The organism is Secundilactobacillus similis DSM 23365 = JCM 2765 (genome assembly GCF_001311075.1).
Classification (GTDB): Bacteria; Bacillota; Bacilli; order Lactobacillales; family Lactobacillaceae; genus Secundilactobacillus; species Secundilactobacillus similis.
The window spans coordinates 1-18,162 of the sequence record NZ_BBAD01000017.1 but is presented as its reverse complement, the minus strand read 5'-3'; the positions used below and the strand labels follow the sequence as shown (position 1 = coordinate 18,162).

The 18,162-nt window shown below is 48.1% G+C and carries 16 protein-coding genes and 2 pseudogenes; 9 read left to right on the top strand and 9 right to left on the bottom strand.

Translation table 11 applies throughout. From position 1 onward, the window contains the following. Nucleotides 1–32: 32 nt before the first annotated feature. Nucleotides 33–899 carry a DegV family protein gene (locus tag JCM2765_RS05840; RefSeq protein WP_054734850.1) on the bottom strand — a complete coding sequence of 289 codons (867 nt, stop codon included), beginning with the start codon at nt 897–899 and terminating at the stop codon, nt 33–35. Between the two features lie 346 nt (nt 900–1,245). On the opposite strand from JCM2765_RS05840, the gene JCM2765_RS05835 reads away from it, so the two are divergent. After that, a complete protein-coding gene (locus JCM2765_RS05835) occupies nt 1,246–1,935 on the top strand; it encodes an EAL domain-containing protein (protein WP_057151869.1) in 690 nt (229 codons plus the stop codon). Nucleotides 1,936–1,993: 58 nt separating this feature from the next. Here the strand turns inward: JCM2765_RS05835 and JCM2765_RS05830 are convergent, their stop codons facing one another. Further along, nucleotides 1,994–2,311, bottom strand: a complete 318-nt coding sequence (locus tag JCM2765_RS05830) for a DMT family transporter (protein WP_054734845.1) — start codon at nt 2,309–2,311, stop codon at nt 1,994–1,996. Between the two features lie 288 nt (nt 2,312–2,599). On the opposite strand from JCM2765_RS05830, the gene JCM2765_RS05825 reads away from it, so the two are divergent. The 4 genes from JCM2765_RS05825 to JCM2765_RS05815 all read left to right on the top strand — a co-directional run bounded on the left by JCM2765_RS05825 (nt 2,600) and on the right by JCM2765_RS05815 (nt 6,194). Then, nucleotides 2,600–4,006: a C69 family dipeptidase gene (locus tag JCM2765_RS05825; RefSeq protein ID WP_054734842.1), complete on the top strand. Its 1,407-nt coding sequence runs from the start codon at nt 2,600–2,602 to the stop codon at nt 4,004–4,006. 611 nt (nt 4,007–4,617) lie between these two features. Continuing rightward, nucleotides 4,618–5,214, top strand: a complete 597-nt coding sequence (locus JCM2765_RS16665; RefSeq protein ID WP_082405009.1) for a Na+/H+ antiporter NhaC family protein — start codon at nt 4,618–4,620, stop codon at nt 5,212–5,214. A gap of 5 nt (nt 5,215–5,219) precedes the next feature. Continuing rightward, a complete protein-coding gene (locus JCM2765_RS16660) occupies nt 5,220–5,669 on the top strand; it encodes a Na+/H+ antiporter NhaC family protein (protein WP_156301693.1) in 450 nt (149 codons plus the stop codon). Nucleotides 5,670–5,816: 147 nt separating this feature from the next. Continuing rightward, on the top strand, nt 5,817–6,194 hold the full coding sequence (locus tag JCM2765_RS05815) for a hypothetical protein (RefSeq protein WP_054734840.1): 378 nt from the start codon (nt 5,817–5,819) through the stop codon (nt 6,192–6,194). Between the two features lie 179 nt (nt 6,195–6,373). Here JCM2765_RS05815 and JCM2765_RS05810 read toward each other — a convergent pair whose 3' ends face one another. The 5 genes and pseudogenes from JCM2765_RS05810 to JCM2765_RS05785 form a co-directional block, all read right to left on the bottom strand. Next, nucleotides 6,374–7,060, bottom strand: a complete 687-nt coding sequence (locus tag JCM2765_RS05810) for a DUF554 domain-containing protein (protein ID WP_054734835.1) — start codon at nt 7,058–7,060, stop codon at nt 6,374–6,376. A gap of 56 nt (nt 7,061–7,116) precedes the next feature. Then, nucleotides 7,117–7,932: a MerR family transcriptional regulator gene (locus JCM2765_RS05805; RefSeq protein ID WP_054734834.1), complete on the bottom strand. Its 816-nt coding sequence runs from the start codon at nt 7,930–7,932 to the stop codon at nt 7,117–7,119. Nucleotides 7,933–8,020: 88 nt separating this feature from the next. Then, nucleotides 8,021–9,948 (bottom strand): annotated as a pseudogene (locus JCM2765_RS16655) (copper-translocating P-type ATPase). Further along, complete coding sequence (locus tag JCM2765_RS05790) at nt 9,948–10,220, bottom strand: cupredoxin domain-containing protein (RefSeq protein WP_054734832.1); 273 nt, start codon at nt 10,218–10,220, stop codon at nt 9,948–9,950. Before JCM2765_RS05790 ends, JCM2765_RS16655 begins: the two are co-directional and overlap by 1 nt. A 23-nt stretch (nt 10,221–10,243) precedes the next feature. Then, a complete protein-coding gene (locus JCM2765_RS05785; protein WP_054734831.1) occupies nt 10,244–10,615 on the bottom strand; it encodes a cupredoxin domain-containing protein in 372 nt (123 codons plus the stop codon). A gap of 454 nt (nt 10,616–11,069) precedes the next feature. Here JCM2765_RS05785 and JCM2765_RS18995 point away from each other — a divergent pair. Further along, nucleotides 11,070–12,092 (top strand): annotated as a pseudogene (locus tag JCM2765_RS18995) (ornithine cyclodeaminase family protein); the annotation flags it as partial. 12 nt (nt 12,093–12,104) lie between these two features. After that, nucleotides 12,105–13,226 (top strand): aminotransferase, encoded by a 1,122-nt coding sequence (locus tag JCM2765_RS05775; RefSeq protein WP_054734829.1) that lies wholly within the window; start codon nt 12,105–12,107, stop codon nt 13,224–13,226. An 80-nt stretch (nt 13,227–13,306) separates the two neighbouring features. Here JCM2765_RS05775 and JCM2765_RS05770 read toward each other — a convergent pair whose 3' ends face one another. Further along, nucleotides 13,307–13,657: an ArsR/SmtB family transcription factor gene (locus JCM2765_RS05770; RefSeq protein ID WP_054734828.1), complete on the bottom strand. Its 351-nt coding sequence runs from the start codon at nt 13,655–13,657 to the stop codon at nt 13,307–13,309. 98 nt (nt 13,658–13,755) lie between these two features. Between JCM2765_RS05770 and JCM2765_RS05765 the strand changes: the two genes are divergently transcribed. Next, complete coding sequence (locus JCM2765_RS05765; protein WP_225351997.1) at nt 13,756–15,603, top strand: heavy metal translocating P-type ATPase; 1,848 nt, start codon at nt 13,756–13,758, stop codon at nt 15,601–15,603. A 954-nt stretch (nt 15,604–16,557) separates the two neighbouring features. Here the strand turns inward: JCM2765_RS05765 and JCM2765_RS05760 are convergent. Further along, nucleotides 16,558–17,181, bottom strand: a complete 624-nt coding sequence (locus JCM2765_RS05760; RefSeq protein ID WP_225351996.1) for a LysE/ArgO family amino acid transporter — start codon at nt 17,179–17,181, stop codon at nt 16,558–16,560. A gap of 571 nt (nt 17,182–17,752) precedes the next feature. Between JCM2765_RS05760 and JCM2765_RS05755 the strand changes: the two genes are divergently transcribed. Beyond that, a partial coding sequence (locus JCM2765_RS05755; RefSeq protein WP_054734827.1) for a MarR family winged helix-turn-helix transcriptional regulator occupies nt 17,753–18,162 on the top strand: 410 nt, incomplete at its 3' end.

Below are 18,162 nucleotides of genomic sequence, written 5' to 3'. Positions count from 1 at the left end.
GTTCCTGCTCAGATCAGTGCCGATTCAATCCGTTAGTGGGTCACGCCCACTTGCACCGCAACGCCCACCAAACCAGGGCCCGTGTGGACGCCTAATGCGGGTGACACGTTACCGGTGTAGATCAACTGGTTCGGAAACCGCGCTTGCAATTCAGCAACCACCTTCGTCAGCAGCGCTGGATTTACCCCTTGCGTCACCGCAATTCGAAAATCGGGTTGCCCTTCAGCGGTAGCAACCGCCGCCGCAATCAGCTTGGAAACAGCTTTCGCTTCAGTACGCGCTTTGGTCATCGGATAGTAGATACCATTCTCATCGCAGGAAATGACTGGCTTGATACTGAGCATCGTGCCCAGTAAACCAGCTACCCTTCCAATTCTACCACCCGCCCGCAGGTATTTTAACGTTGGAATGTAAAAATACACCTTACTGTCGGCCACCGCGTTTTGAAGCCGGGCCACGATGTCGTGGTAGGCGAGGCCGTTATCGATCAGTTGTTCCGCGTAAACTGCGAATAACCCGCTGCCGATACCGATATTCTTGGTGTCCACCACCGTCATCTCAGCCTCAGCGTCGGCCGCGACCTGCTTGAATACCGAATAGCTCACTGATAACCCACTTGAAATTGTGATGCCAATAATCTGTGTAAAGCCTTGTTCCTGCAATCGCTCAACTTGGGCCTTCACACTACCAACAGTGGGACTCGCCGTTTTAGGCAACGTATCGTTAGCCGCCAATTGTTGATAAAATTCATCTGGTTGAATGGTTTCACGGTCAAGATAGGTGTTCCCATCTGCCATCGTGACCAGCATCGGTGCGACTTCAATATTTTGGTACTGTGCCAGAATTTCTCCCGGTACGTCGGAAGCTGAATCCACGATCAACGCGATTTTTGTTTGCATCTCATGACCCTCATCTTTTTCGTAGTTTTGAATACTAGTTACGTAGTATTGTAAACTACAACGTGAATATGTCAATTAATTTTTAAATGATTCGATTTTGTCACCGGTCCAAACATTTTTGCGCTGTTGTTTCTCAATATTACTTATATTAGAATTTGTTAAATTTACCCTTGAACTTCATTAGTTAACCCCGTATACTGGAGGCAGTAAATCAGGAATTAAAAATTAAATGTAAAAAACGCTCAAGTGTTGGACTTAACCAACGCCACGACCCGCGCATGTGTTCTTATACGACATGCTCGGGTCGTTTTTAATTCACCTGATAAAATTGGAGGGATATCTATTGATGACGTTTTACGGCCAACCCAAATTTGCAGCGCAACAGCCGACTGACGTGCCAGTCGGCTACGAGCTCTTTATTCGTGAATACCGCGGCAATCAATGGGTTTTGCCTACCAACTTCGGCGATATTTCGGCAGACGAAATCGAACGCCTATTAACCAAAGCACTACGTACCATGCCTGAATCGATCACCATTTTATCGTTTAACCTTGAACAGCTACAGTTCATTGATCCGGTATACATTGACATGGTCGCTCGCGTTCAAGCGACAACCTCAATTCGGCTGTTCACTGAGCTAACCGAACGCACTGATCCACGGGTTACTGACTCGCAATTACTCGCGGCAGCCAAGCGGTTCCACGATTACGGGTTACTGGTTTGCATGGATGACGTTGGCACCGGCGATAACACGCCTAGTCTCGTGTTCAAACTCAACGACTACATCGATGAATACAAGTTTGCCTTCCAAAATTTCCGGCCATTCGCCCACATTAGCGATATCGCGCCAGAGCTGAATTTTTGGTACGACCTCTCGCAAGAAAACGACAAGATGCTAGCGATTGAGGGGCTTGAAAGTGCCCACGACCTCGCCGTTGTGCAACACGATTACCCCTGTGATATCGTGCAAGGATACTACACGGGCAAACCCGCATTATTGCCAAATAACGCGGACGGTGCCATCTGCGAAAGTTAATCACTTAAAGGTCAGCTACTTCTTAGCTAACACTGGTGTCTCAAGGGTGCCGGTGTTTTTAGTTTGTCGTTAACTTAATGCCGATAATCCCAATTAACAGTACGCCAACAAACACCCAAGTCAACGGATTCAAACGATCACCAAACACCATAACCCCAACGATTACCGTCCCAAGGGCGCCGATGCCGGTCCAAATCGGGTAAGCCAAACTCAACGGTAATTGATGCGTGGCCTTCGCTAAGAAGAGAAAGCTCAACACCATCCCAATGATCGTTGCAACCGACCAGCCCAAGTGTGAGAACCCTTCACTCAACTTCAAAAAACTCGCCCAAACTACTTCAAAAATTCCCGCAATCACTAAATAAATCCAAGCCATCATCTTGTCCTCCTAAATATTGGCCTCACTACCAACGCAAAAAAGCAGCCCGCTGCGGCATTCCTTCAACGACCTAACGGAATGCCACCTCGTGCTGCTTACCCGGTGGTAATGTGCTGTTTTGTTCCTTGTATCCTATCACATTGAAAAATTTGGGGCAACTTGTGGCAATCAATTAAATGTTTCACATGAAACATTCACCATTTTTTCAGCAAGCCAGAACCTCGCTTTTTACCGATAAATGCCCTACAATTAAACCGTAATTCTAATTGAGGAGATGCTCTATTTATGACTAAACGGATCAAGGGTTCTTGTACCACAGTACTAGTGGGAAAGAACGCTTCCATTGACGGCTCAACCATGATTGCTCGAAACGAAGACGGGGCTGCACCATTGGACCCTCAGAAGTTTGTGGTGGTTAAGCCTGAAGACCAACCACGCCACTACCAATCGGTACTCAGTAAGGTCGCCATTGACCTCCCTGACAACCCACTGGCTTACACCTCAACCCCAGAAGGCACTGACGGCCACGGACTCTGGGCCGCTGCCGGGATCAACAGTGATAACGTGGCCATGACCGCTACGGAAACCATCACCTCCAACTCCCGAATTTTAGGGGTCGATCCCTTAGTTGACGACGGGATCGGTGAAGAAGACATTACAACGATCACCCTACCTTACATCCACTCCGCTCGCGAAGGCGTTAAACGCTTAGGGGCCTTGTTGGAAAAATACGGGACTTACGAACTCAACGCCATGGCTTTCTCTGACAAAGATGAAGTTTGGTACTTTGAGTCCATCGCCGGTCACCACTGGGCTGCCATCCGGATTCCAGACGATGCTTACGTCATCGCCCCTAACCGCATGAACATCGACCAATTCGACTTTGATTCAGATGACACGCTTTACGCCGCTGATCTCCCAGAATTGATTGAAACCTACCACTTGAACCCCGACCGTGACCAAGTAAACCTTCGCCACATCTTCGGGAGTGCCACGATCAAGGATACCCGTTACAACAATCCACGGGCTTGGTATGGTCAAAAGTATTTCAACCCTGAATTTGACACCACGCCAATCGATCAGGATCTGCCATTTATTTGCCGGACGCAAAAGAAGATCAGCGTGGAAGACGTTAAGTTCGTGTTGAGTTCTCACTACCAAAACACCCCTTACGATCCTTATGGTACCGGGACCGAAGCCGAGAAGAAGCAGTTCCGGCCAATCGGGATTAATCGGAACCAGGAATTACACATTCTCCAGATTAGAAACGATGTTCCAGCTGAAATCGCTGGTATTCACTGGTTAGCATTTGGCCCTAACACCTTTAACGCCGTTGTGCCATTCTACGCCAACGTTAAAGACACGCCACTGGCTTACAAGAGCACTACTGGCGAATGCGACCCAACCAACATGTACTGGTTGAGCAACATCATGGCCCTCATCGGCGACAGCAACTTCGGTCTGTACGAAGATCAGGAAAACCTGTTTGAAGAACACACCGTTGCCGCTTGCCGTAACCTTCAGATTCAAGCTGACAAGGCCGCTGCTGATCAAGCCGACTTGCCTGCTTACCTCGAAGACATCAACAACCAAATGGCCGATGTTACCCGCAAGAACGCCAATAAGCTTCTCGGGCAGATGCTGGCACTGGGTGAACCACAGATGAAGTTGCAATTTACTTTGAATGATTAAATTCGTTTTACTGAATCGAGCACGCTTTTTGTGTTCGGTTTTTTTGTTGTTTGTGAAAAGCGCAAGCGTTAGGTTTGATTTTGGATGTATGCTGTTTGGCATCGCTTCGCTCGCCAAAGTCGCCGTGAAAGGCGCTCGTTCGGGCGACAAAATTCGGTGCCGCTTGGGTTGTTATTTCTAGGGTTCCTGACGTAGGAGGAGTTTGTCAACCACGTGCCTTCTGGCTACCACGCCGAATAGTGCTACGCGAGGCAGAAGGCTATGTGTAATGGGCGCTCAGCCAAACTACCAAAAACCGGTAGTTTAGCTGAGCGCCCATTACACGCCGCCTTCTAACCGCCTCGCTCCGCACACTCTCATTAAATTCCCAATTCCACTTGCTATAATCAGTCGGAAAACTAACTGAAAGTAGGAACTATTGTGAACTCTAAGACACCGCAGGGTAACTTCGTTGGGTTGTTACCACTGCTCTTTTTTCTGATTTTATACATTAGCTCGGGCATTTTGACTGGAAGCTTTGATAATTTGCCATTATTGGTGGCCATGGTGATGGCAAGCGTCGTGGCCTTTTGTTTGAAGGGTGATAACGTGATGATAAATTCAATGACAAGTTGACCGTGTTCTTCAAGGGTGCCGGGCAGGACACTATGATGCTGATGATCGTGATCTTCATGTTGGCCGGGGCCTTTTACTACGTGACGAAAGCGATGCACGCGGTGGAGACGATCACCAATATTGGTCTGACGTACCTCCCCCATTCTTTCTTGGTACCAGGAGTCTTCATCCTTGGCTGTATCCTAAGTTTTGCGATGGGGACGTCTATGGGAACCGTTGCGGCGTTGATGCCAATTGCGGCTAGCATTGCCCAAATCGCTCATATCAACATGGCACTAATGGCCGGGGTAGTCGTGAGTGGCGCCATGTTTGGCGATGACCTCTCACTGATTTCGGGTTCCGCCATCGTTTCTGCTAAAACACAGGGCGTGACCATTTTCGCTAAATTCAAGACGAACCTGATCATGGTGATTCCAGCGGTAGCGATCACCATTGCGCTACTGATGATGGCGCCGGTTGGCCAAGCACATTTAGGTGACTTAGGTGCAATCCACTGGCTGAAAATTCTACCGTACCTAGTGGTGATTGGGCTGTCGTTTTTAAATTTAAACGTGCTATTAGTCCTATTACTGGGTATCGTATCAGCGTGGTGATCGGCATGGGCTACGGTGAATTTGACTTCATCGGTGCAATGGATGCGGCCCACAAAGGAATGTTAGCGATGGCTGATATTTCGTTGATTTCAATCGTGGTTGGTGGCTTGGCAGCGCTAATGACTCATATGGGTGGCATTCAGTGGTTGCTGGATAAGATCACGAAGCACGCACGGGGAACTCGTGGTGGAAAGTTTGCGATTGCCTTTTTGATTCTGTTACTGGACGTGATCACGACGAATAACACCGTATCGATTATGATTGCGGGCCCAATCGCTAGAGATTTATCGGAAACCTATGGCATCTCTAGATCGTATACGGCCAGCATCCTCGACGTCTTCTCCTGCGTGGGACAGGGGCTAATTCCATATGGTGGTCAACTACTGATGGCTGGCGCAATCGCCAGATTTCAGCCGCGGCAATCGTGCCGTATAGTTGGTACTGCATCGTATTAGGTATCGTTTCGGTGATTTTTCTATTGACCCGCTACTCACCCAAGCACGATCTTTTGGAACAGTTTTAGCAGTCAGTCAAAATGAAGTCACCGGTTACGACAAATTGCACTCGGTATGATACCTTCTAGGTGATGGGAGGAAATCGAGATGGTTGATTTAAAATACGGTGCGTATACGTTGGTTAGTTGGTTGATTTTGATGGCATTGATGGTACCACTGGTTCGCTTGTCGTTCGGTCAAATCATCTTATATGGTGCGTTGATTTTGGTGATCTACATGCTGGTGATCACTTTGATTGAACGGCATTATCCAACGCTTAAACAACGCAACCGGGTCAGTACCCTGCCTTGGCTGCGAGGCGGGTTGACGGTTGTTTGGTTGGTAGGCTATCTGGCAGTGATCATTGTAAATGACCGCTGGTTGAATTCACCCGTTTTGAACTTCGTGACGATTTACGGATCGATTATGGTGACCAACGTCATCGTGGCTTGCTTTACAAAGTTGAAATCTAATGATGAACATTAAAACCGACCATCTGAGTTAGCACGTGGCTAACTCAGATGGTCGGTTTTTAATATCGATCGATAAAACTTGCCAGAATATAAAATGGTATCATGCCTGATTTCCCGGTAGTTCCCCCACTTCAAAAATTGATTATCGCCTGCATACTAAAAAAGTTCCGGCTACCAACCAGAACTTCCGCCTTACCGACCAAACAACGCCAACGCAATAAAAAACAGCGGTGGCACCGCCAACGACGGCAGTAAATTCAACGTATGAACTTTCTTAATCTCAAGAATACTCAATCCCGAAGCCAGAATCAAAATGCCCCCAACGATTGAGATTTCATTCAATAAAGCATTACTAATGGCCGCATGCATCAGCGTTGCCAACAGGTAGATACTCCCCTGCCAAGTAAACAGCACCGCCGCCGCAATCATGATGCCGATACCAAAAGATGCCGCCAGCACCATCGACGTAATCCCATCCAGCATCCCGTTAGTCATCAAGTAGGTATAGTCATGCTTCAACGCCGCTTCAATTGGCCCCACGATCGACAAAGTCCCGATACAAAACAGCAAAATCGCCGTCGACAGCCCTTCAGCAAGGTTGCTCTTACCGGAAAACCGCGCCAATCCGCGATTAAAGCGACCTTCCAGATCTAGCCACTGTCCAATCAAACCACCCAACGCCAAACTGACAATAAATAGCACCGGATAGTGGCTATCAGGCATGTGCTGAATCGTGGCATTTAACCCCAACCCAACAACGGCGAGCCCTAGCGCCTGCATCAAAATATCGTGATACTGGGGTTTAAGTCCCCGTTTAAAAATACTGCCCACCGTGCTCCCCACAATGATCATTATCGTGTTAAATATCGTCCCAATCATGTTAACGACTCCCTTAAGTTAATGCTTCTAGTTTAAACCCTCCCCTTACCGGAGAGTCAACGCTGAATTGGGAGTTGAATCGTGGTAAGGTAATCCGTGGCATTTTTTGATACGTACTGGTCGATCACGGTGCGTTCCACCGCATCACCAATAATTTGGTAACCGGCTGTTTGCACAAAGGTCAGCAACTTTTCGTACGCCGCACGTGATTGTTGATGATTACCATTATAGTAAATACAAGCGTAATCACCAGCCGGTAACGTCCCCGCCAACGGGCCAGTAACGGCTTCCGGTACCAGAATGAAGACACTTTGGTAACTTTGAAAATGACGCGCCAGAATGTTTTCCCGGGAAATGGTTAAGCCAACGCCACCGATGAAAATCGCTGGCGCTAACCCCGCTTGCGTCGCCAAGTGTCGAAGCGCAAGTTCTAACTCTGGTTCACTCCGAATCGGTTGTACCAGTGACACGATTTGTCGAACTGGCAACGTTTGGATAACTGGCATTTCCAGTTGGTCGACCCGTTGCGCTTCGTCAAGGTCTTGCAGGCGTGCGTGAAACCGGCGCTTCATGCGAATAAGTTCTTGAATGCGCTGATCTGCAAGGTGTTCCTGTTCTTGGAGTAACGTCCTAAACGTGCCTAAGTCCAGTTGCGCCAAGTGCGCTTGAATCTCTTTGAGCGATAACCCCAATGCTTGGAGGTACTGAATCGTATTTAACCGTTCAAACTGGGCCGTTGTGTAATATCGGTAGCCACTTTGCGGTGCGGTTTCGGCCGGTTTAAATAGGCCGATTTGGTCGTAATACCGTAACGTCTTGACTGTCGTTTGGTGTAATTTGGCCATTTCACCGATTGAAAAACGATTCTGCATAGTGGCCACCTCCTTTTTAATTATCATACCATGAAAAAAAGTACCATGAACGCCCAAGGAGAGCCGTTCATGATACTTTTCTAATGCTTTAGGCAGGTTGGACCCGCGTTGAAATCTTCGCCTTATTTAACAGTACCGAACTCGTCACAACGGATAGTGAGCTAAACGCCATCGCTAACCCAGCGAGTTCCGGACTCAACGTAACGCCGATTGCGAAGAACACCCCAGCCGCCACCGGAATCCCAAGCACGTTGTAGATGAACGCCCAGAATAGGTTCAGTTTGATCCGGTTAAAGGTCTTCTTACTCAAGGCTAACGCCCGGTCAACGTCACGGAGATCGTTCTTCACCAACACGATACCACCAGATTCAATGGCGATATCAGTCCCAGAACCCATGGCAATCCCAACGTCAGCAGTCGTCAACGCTGGCGCATCGTTGATCCCGTCACCAACAAAGGCGACTTTACCGTCTTGCTGTAAGGTCTTGATGTGGTCAGCTTTATCACCTGGCAAAACATCCGCGATCACGTCGTCGATGCCAACTTGGTCCGCAATCGCTCGCGCAACCCGTTGGTTATCACCAGTCAACATCACGGTCTTCAAGCCCCGTGACTTCAATGCAGCGATAGCTTCTTTAGAGGTTGGCTTTGGCGCATCCTGAATGGCAATCAAGCCAATCACTTGAGCGCTTAGCCCAACGTAAACCACCGTCTTAGCTTCATCTTGTAGTTGTTGCGCCCGTTGCTTCAAATCAGCACTGATTTGGTAATCTGCCAGTAGTTTATCGTTGCCGACAAAGGCGGTCTGACCGTCAACGCTGGCCTCAACGCCTTTACCTTCGATGGCTTTGAAATCGCTCGCTGCTGGCACAGTGATCTCATCGGTCTTTGCCTTAGTCATAATCGCCGTTGCCAGTGGGTGTTCCGAGGCTTCTTCCAGTCCAGCCGCAACGGTCAACACTTGCGTTGCGTCACCGATGATATCCGTCACAGCTGGTTGCCCAACCGTAATGGTCCCGGTTTTATCGAACACCACCGTTGTCACATCGTTCACGGCTTCAAGGACCTCACCATTTTGATCAAAATACCCATCTTGGCACTCCGACCCGTCCCGACCATTAAGGCCGTTGGGGTGGCTAGGCCAAGCGCACATGGGCAGGCGATCACGACAACTGACACCGCAAAAATCAAGGCATTCGCAACACTGGCACCAATGAACACGTACCAAATTAAGAAGGTTAAAATCGCCAACATCAACACGATTGGCACGAAGATGTCTGACACCTTATCCGTTAACTTTTGAATTGGAGCGTGACTGTTTTGAGCCTTTTTGACCAGTTCCACGATTTGGGCCAGCATGGTATCTTCGCCAACCTTTTCAGCTTGGAACTGGAAGCTCCCGTTACTGTTGATGGTTGAACCGATGACGTGGTCACCGACACCCTTTTCCACCGGCATGCTTTCACCGGTGACCATCGATTCATCGATGGTTGAAGTGCCTTGCGTGATCACGCCGTCAACAGCCACCTTTTCGCCCGGTTTGACCCGGATCGTATCGCCAACGACCACTTCAGCAAGTGGGACTTTGACGAACTCGCCGTCACGTAATACTTCGGCGGTTTTCGCTTGCAAATCGACCAGCTTTTCCACGGCATTTGATGCGTTGTTACGCATCCGTTCCTCAAATACCTGGCCAAGTAGCACGAAGGTCGTCACTACCGCAGCTGATTCAAAGAACACGGCTTGATGGGTGATCATCGCATAAATACTATACAGATAAGCCGTCGCCGTCCCAATCGCAACTAAGGTATCCATGTTAGAGTGGTGCTTTTGAAATGATGCCCAGGCACTTTGCATGAACGGGCCGGCTGACACCGCCATTACGATGGTCGTCAATCCCAGCATTGTCCATTCGCCGCCAGGCAGCATCCACCCGGTCAACGGGTGAAGCACCATTTCGGCTACCATTGGCACGGACATCACCAATGACACCCAAAAGCGACTGTTAATACTCATTACTTGATCACCACTTTCCCGAAGAACATGTCCATCCCGCAACTGAAGTTAAATTCACCCGCCTGATCCGTGTTTACGGTGACGGTCTTGGCTTCGTTTAATGGCAGTTCGGTTTCGAAATCAAAATCCTTAGAGTGAACCACATCAAGACAACCTTGATCACTCGTCCGGGTAAAGGTAATGGTGGCAGGCACGCCTTGCTTCAATGTGACAACTTCTGGGTTGTAGCCCCCGGCAACTTCAACTTTAGCATTTTGTACGTTTTCACTCATGATCGTGTCCTCCTAGACTTTCGTTATTTAATAATCAACTTACCGTGAAACATGTCCATCCCGCAAGCCCACTGGTATTCGCCGGCCTTGCTGGTATCGATTTTAATTGACTGTTCTTCACCCTTTGGTAATTCCCGGTTGATCCCGAAATCCGGAAAGACGACCCGGTCCAAACAGCTCGACGGATCTTGCCGGGTAAAATTCAGCACAGCGGGAACCCCCTGCTTGAGGACGACCGTTTCTGGGTCGTAGCCGCCTTTAACGTTCACGTCGATACTTTGGACATCATCTGTAACAGTGGCGGTTCCGGTTGCCGCTTCGTGCTTACCGAAGAACCACCAAGCGATGAAGCCAATCAAGGCCAGCCCGACGATCAGGACAATCAGTTTAATCATGTTGCTCACGCTCCCTTTTTGTTGGTTATGTATTTTTCGTTTACATTTGTAAACTTCGTAATTATCATAGCGCCGTTGTTTACAATTGTCAATATAAAACCCTAATCATTTTAAATTTGATTGAAATTCAACTGTGGGACCTTTCTCTCATTGAAAATATTTGCCGTCATTACGCCATTTGACGGTATCCCGTCTTAAAATTGACTTGATTCACGATGGCCTCTAAATAAAAAATGATTTTGACATCCTTTAGCACTCATGCTACATTTATCCCAACAGAATAATCGTGTTGATTATATCACCGGGTATAATCAACTTTAAGATGGATGGTATTCATTGTCTTACTCGTAGGTACGGCGCATTTGTGTTATAAGAGTAGGACGATGGATACCATTTTTTGGTTATTCGCTAAAACTCAGGAGGTTGTTATCATGCGTATCTTACTAGTAGTGACTTACAAACGTTACTTGATTTTCCGAGTGTGATTGATGCCGTTGAAACGGCTTATCAAGATAAAGGCACCGGTCAGGGCGTTATTTGGCCCATGATCTACCATGAATTTATTTCAGATCAAGCTGACATGGATATTCGGTCGGGTTATCTAAAATCTCAACATGCGTATGGCGTTAAATTGTTATCTTGGTTCGCTGAAAATGAAGCGAAGGGACTGCCGGAACTAAACGGCACCGTTACCATTTACGATGATCAAACTGGGTTACCAAAGGGGGTTGTTAACGCAGCCGCTTTAACTGGTTATCGAACTGGGGCTGCCGGCGCGGTTGCGAGTCGCCTTTTGGCTAACCCCGATGCCACAAACTTGCTGATTGTTGGTGCTGGTGCCCAAGCACTTTACCAGATCATGGCCCAATTGACCGTGTTACCTCACATTTCAACCGTCACCATTGTCGATTTAGTTGCGCCACAAAAAGCGACCCAACTAGCCGAAACATTGACTCAACAATTGTCAGAACAATTCCTTCCAACGATCGATACTCACGCCGCCGTTTATGAACGACTAACAACCCAACTATCTCATTTGACGGTAACCGCTAGTGATGACCTCGAAAACGCAACTAAAACCGCTCAAGTCATCGTCACTGCAACCCCTTCGACTAAGGCAATGATTCAATCAGACTGGGTTCAACCAGGCACTCACCTCAATACCATCGGCGCTGATATGACCGGGAAGCAAGAAGTCGACGAAACCATCTTTAAAACTGCCAACAGTTACGTTGATGATCGGCAACAAGCTGCTCAAGTTGGCGAAACGCAAAATGCGATTCGCGCCAATATTTTGCAAGAAGATCAACTGACTGAAATTGGTGATCTACTGGCTACTTCAACTCAAAATCAATGGACGCCAAATCAAATGACTTTATTTGATAGTACCGGCATCGCATTGCAGGATATCGCGGCCGCCAACTTAGCCCTTGAAAAGGCTGAAACATTAACGGCTGGTCACTCGATCGACCTTTAGGAGGAAAAGCAAATGAAACTAAAAACATTTGGCGTTGAACAATGGATGAACGATTACGAAACGACCGCAACGTATAACTTGGGTGAAACCTGTGTCTCGCCACTCTCATTACAAGATTTATTGGCGCTCACTCACACTGATGAAGCGGCATTTACCAACAAATTGCTAACGACCCGCTTAACGTACGGCGATATTGTCGGTGCGCCTGACCTGTTGGAAAACATCACGCACCTTTATCAACATTTGAGTTCTAACCAGGTTGTGACCACCCACGGTGCCATCGGGGCAAATAGTCTCGCGTTAACCACCCTCGTTGAGCCCGGTGATGAAGTTGTGGTCGTCACCCCAACCTATCAACAACTACAGTCCATTCCAGAATCAATCGGCGCTACCGTTAAGTTACTGGCCCTAACTCCTGAAAATGACTACTTACCCGATATTGATCAGTTAACATCACTTGTCAGTGATAAAACCAAACTGATCGTGTTAAACAACCCCGACAATCCATCTGGGTCGTTAATGCCACGAGAACACCTTCAACATATTGTGAACGTTGCTCAATCAGTCGACGCCTATATTTTATGCGATGAGGTTTACCGTCATTTGACCCAAACGGACGACTATTCCCCTTCGATTATCGACTTGTACGATAAAGGCATTTCTACAAGCAGCATGTCCAAGGTCTTCTCGTTAGCCGGCTTACGGCTTGGTTGGATTGCCTCTCACGATGATGCGTTCATGAACACCTTATTCTCACATCGTGACTACAACACGATCAGCTGCGGCGTTATTAATGAAATGATTGCTGAAGTTGCCCTAGCCAACAAAGAAATTATCTTAAAGCGCAATCGGGCCATCGTCCGGCACAATTTACAGTTATTAAGCGATTGGGTCGACCAACAGCCACATATTAGTTGGCTAAAACCCCAAGCTGGGACAACCGCACTATTACAATATGATTTTGATATACCAAGCGAAACCTTCTGTGACCAATTATTTAAAGCCACGGGCGTGTTACTCGTTCCAGGCGCTGAGTTTGACGTTGAACACGCGCTTCGCATCGGGTACGCCTTTGAAGATGCGGAACTGCAAAATGGCTTAAATCAATTAAGCGCATTTATGCAGACACTCTAAGGGCGTTACTTAACCAAAATCCAAAAGAGAACGCAACTGATATTGACCAATATCAGTTGCGTTCTCTTTTGTACCATCCGTTAATCGTTTTTCTTTTCATTTTCAGCCACATGTTCCTTCACCAATCCCACAACACTCATAATATGCTGATCGGCCAAACTATAATGAATGTTCTTCCCGCTTCGAGTGCCCTTTACCAGATTACGTTGCTTCAAGATACTCAACTGGTGTGAAATACTCGATTGACTTAAATCTAAAACTTCTGTCAGTTCCGTGACGCTCAACGTCGTTTGAGACAACGCTAAAATAATCCGGACCCGGTTAACGTCGCCCAAGGCTTTAAACAGGGCAACCATCCGTTCCAGTTCATCTGAAACACCTAAGTGATGCTTTAGGTGCTCAACCATTTCCAAATGTTTAGGGTCTTCCATCTTAACTAATTTGCCTCCATGACTTGTATTTATATGAGCAACTGTTATACTACATATGAAGATATGTTCATATGTAGATACGTTATGAGGTGATCGAAATGAACCAAACCATCAACCCAGCTCGGCGCCGGCAGACTCTCCGCAGTCTCTTGGAACACAAACGGACAATTGCCACGCTAGCCAGCTCAACCATTATATTATTAATTGCCCCACTTTTACCAGCGTCATGGGCAATGATTTCTGCTTATTTAATTAGTTACCTATTAGTTAGCTATGACGTTCTCTGGCAATCGATTCAAAATATTCGTCACGGAGAACTCTTTGATGAAAACTTTTTAATGGCCGTGGCTACGATTGGCGCGCTTTTACTGGGCGACTATCCAGAGGCCATTGCGGTCATGTTATTTTATCAAGTTGGCGACCTGTTTGAAGACGTTGCCGTTAACCAGTCGAAACAGTCGATTTCAGCATTGCTGGCGGTGAAAGCCACTACAGCGACCGTAAAAACCGCGATGGGTACCAAAACCGTTGCCCCTGAAAAAGTCACGCCTGGTCAACTCCTAATCATCAAACCGGGTGAACGGGTCCCGTTGGATGGCGAGTTACGCACTGGGACCACCAGCTTAGATACCTCGGCGCTTACCGGCGAATCGCTCCCACAAGACGTTCAACCCGGTGATGCCGTTCTAAGTGGTTCCATTAACTTGACCGGTATGATCGAAGTGCTGGTAACCAAACCCTACCAAGAATCCACAATTGCGCGAATCTTGGATTTGGTTGAAAATGCTAACCAGAAAAAAACAACTACTGAAAAATTCATTAAGCGTTTTGCGAAAATTTACACACCCGTTGTGGTCGGCTTGGCCGTACTACTCGCCATCGTGCCACCGCTCCTTCAAGTTGGGGATTGGGCGACTTGGATCAACCGAGCACTGGTTTTCTTAGTTATCAGTTGTCCTTGTGCCCTCGTCATTTCAGTACCACTAAGTTTCTTCGGCGGCATCGGGGCGGCTTCTCGACATGGGATCTTGATCAAGGGCAGTAACTTCCTTGAAGCCTTGACTGCCGTGAAGACGGTGGCATTTGATAAAACTGGAACCCTAACGCGAGGTCAATTTACCGTTAACGGGGTTGAACCAGCTACTGCTGCAATGTCGGGAACTGATCTATTGAAACTCGCAGCCGCCGTTGAACAGCAATCGACCCACCCAATTGCGCGGTCGATCGTGACGGCTTACGAAGGTGATCTTAGTCAGGTTGCCGTGAGCGACTTAACCGAAAAGGCCGGCCACGGCGTTACCGCTACAGTCGATGGTCAAACCGTTGTCGTGGGAAATGCCAAGGCAATGGCCGCTCATCAAATCACCGTGCCCGATACCGAAACGTTGGGAACAACAGTCAACGTAGCGGTTAACAGCCAGTACGTTGGTCGCATCACCGTTGCGGATCAGCCGAAACCCGATGCTGCCAAAGCCATTCAAACGCTGAAGCAAGAAGGCGTGACGCAGACGGTGTTGTTAACCGGCGATAATCGCGTCATTGCGGGCACGATTGGCCAACAACTTGGTTTAGACCGGGTTGAAGCCGAACTCCTACCAGAACAAAAGGTGGCCGTGATGGCTGACCTCACCGAACAAGCACACCCGCAACACCAAAAGGTCGCCTTCGTGGGTGACGGCATCAACGATACGCCCGTTCTAGCCCGCGCAGACGTTGGTATTGCCATGGGTGGTCTGGGATCAGACGCCGCCATTGAAGCGGCTGACATCGTCATTATGGACGATCAACCATCCAAACTGGCTCAAGCCATTACCATTGCCCACCACACCAAACGAATCGTTTGGCAAAACATTATCTTCGCCCTCGTCATCAAAATTGGCTTCTTAGCACTCGGCGCCTCGGGATCGCCGGCATGTGGGAAGCAGTCTTTGCGGACGTTGGCGTGACGTTATTAGCAGTGTTGAACGCATTGCGGTTACAACGACTATAAGTGAATTAAAAAAGTGCCATTGCCCCGTTTGAGGTAATGGCACTTTCTTTGCTTACGTTTGTGTCCAGCGTAAGCATTCTTCTGTTTAACTTGTGAAGTTTGATTTGCGTGAACTGGCGATTCCGGTAAGCGACTAGGTTCCTGCTGTGGGGCCGGCCTGAGCCAAAGAGCGGTCTCAGACCTCAAATGTAAGCCTCGCTCAAACCCGTGCGAGTCTTACATTTGTCCCCGATGATTGGCGGTTGTCGGAAGAACACCGACAACCACCAATCATCGCGACACAGCATACACCTAGTCGCTTACCTACATCTTACGTTGGCGCAATTCGGCAGCATTGTAGACCATTTCAAGTGCTGAACTAGACAGCTTGCGGCGGTATCGCAATAACACTAACGTTGATTCGAGAAACACAAAATTGAACAGCAACTGCCGTTTCATAATCGTGCTGGATATGGCATCGATACCCGCTTAATGCTAACGTAACGCACAAGCACAATCGTTGATTCGTTGTGGTTACGAAACGTTGACCATAATCGTTTCTGCAGTTGTCGAGTTACCATCTAACGTTTTCGGCACGTAGTTGCGTGAACTTCAGCATGTGATAGTTAGCTATTCTGGTTGCCAACAACGCACCATGTAGCGGGAGGCGGAGGCGCGCGAGGCTCAGCAGTGTCGGTATGACTTAGGCAGTCGTGCCCCGTGGGGTTCGGGGTGCGAGTGCCTTATGTCATACGCGGGTCCGGAGAGATCCGGCATGGGCGGGTTTTGCCCATTCCTAGCTCGTAGGCCCGCCACTGCGTTCCAGCCTCACATAGCGCCGGAGCCTCCCGCGGCATCTTCCCACTATAGAACCCCAGAATCATTTCACAAACTGAAGATGCTTACGCTGGACACAAACGACAATCTAAATCTATAAATGAAGCAGAATCTGAACTGCCTTTATCAACAGCACAACCCCGTAAGTCATCACGATCAATCCCGACAAAATGTTGATCCACATCAACACCCGTTTCGGCAACCGGTTCTTCAAGCTACCAACGATCAACGTAATGCCACTAAACCAAATAGCCGTCGCCAAAACAATGCCGCCTAAGAACGGTAACGCCTGCCAGTTTTCCAACGTTCCACGTAACGCACCCAGCGTCACGCTGGTATCAATAATGGCTTGTGGGTTCGCAAAAGCCACGACCCACGCAGTCACAAAAGCCTCTTTTAGTGGCATCTGCTGCCCGTCTTTACCTAACTCGATTTGGTTAGCTGACCGTAAGATGCCAAACCCCATCCAAGCCACGATAACGCCCCCAATCAGCATAATTGCTAACTTCAACCACAAATATCGGCTGACCAACGCGCCCATCCCAAGAAAGGCCACCGTCGTCAGCGCCGTATCCGCTAACCACACAAAGCCTGCCACCAACATTGCCCGCCCAAGCTTATTACTCATGGCGTTGTTAAACACAAACAGGTTTTGCATTCCAATCGACGACACCAACGCAAAACTAATCAACATTCCTTTTAAAATAACTTCCGACACAACGTCACTCTCCCTCTACGCAAACAAAAAGGCACTTGCCTTGAAGTCTTCGACGCCATGAAGCGCGTCGCATCTACGACTACAAGCAAATGCCTATTCCAACCACCCGATGATGATTGGTCTACTAGCGATTTAATTAGTACCGTGAGTTTACAGGATTGGGGCGGTGGTGTCAATCTTGGGGAACGGGACAGTCTGCGGGTGAGGTGTTCAATAAGAACTGCAATCAGCTAGGTGTGTCAGTAGCGCTGGTTACTGGGTACGATTCGCGACGTGCATTCCGATTACTTTGTTTCGGCGCCGCTTTTGACTGTATTTTTTAGGACGCTGATTTATTCAGTGAGTGGCTACTATGGTGCTTTCTGGCAGCTACGCCGAAACGAGTTCCGAAGGGCAGAAGGTTGCATGCAAGCCAGGAAAGGCAAAATCCCAGACCCGGGGATTTCGCCTTTCCTGGCTTGCACACCACCTTCTAACCGCCCTTCTCTACTCTCTAAAAATGCTTGACCTCTCGCCCATTTACCCGTACCATTTTCATGAACCCTATTTCGCAACTATGGAGGCATTATATTTGTCAACTCAAGATCTGGGACACCTCATTCAAGTACTTAACCGGCACATTTTTCGCTACTTTGTCAAAGTTGGCGATCAGCTTGGAATCAGCAGTATGGAAGTCGTTTTCCTCAACTTCTTTTTTGAAAATGCCACACAGCCCATCTACCAAACCGACCTAGAACGTACCTTCAACATCCGTAGTTCCACGGCAACTACCAACGTTAAACTCATGGTCAAAAAGGGTCTGATCAAACAAATCGAAGACGCTGATGATAAGCGTCGTAAGGTGCTACAACCAACTGATAAAGCCCTAAAACTCAAAGAACCACTGACCGCCGCCCAACGCCAATTAGAGCGTGAATTAACGCAAGACCTCTCCCCAGTTCAACGGGAAGATTTTCAACAATTTTTAATGGCAGCCATTCA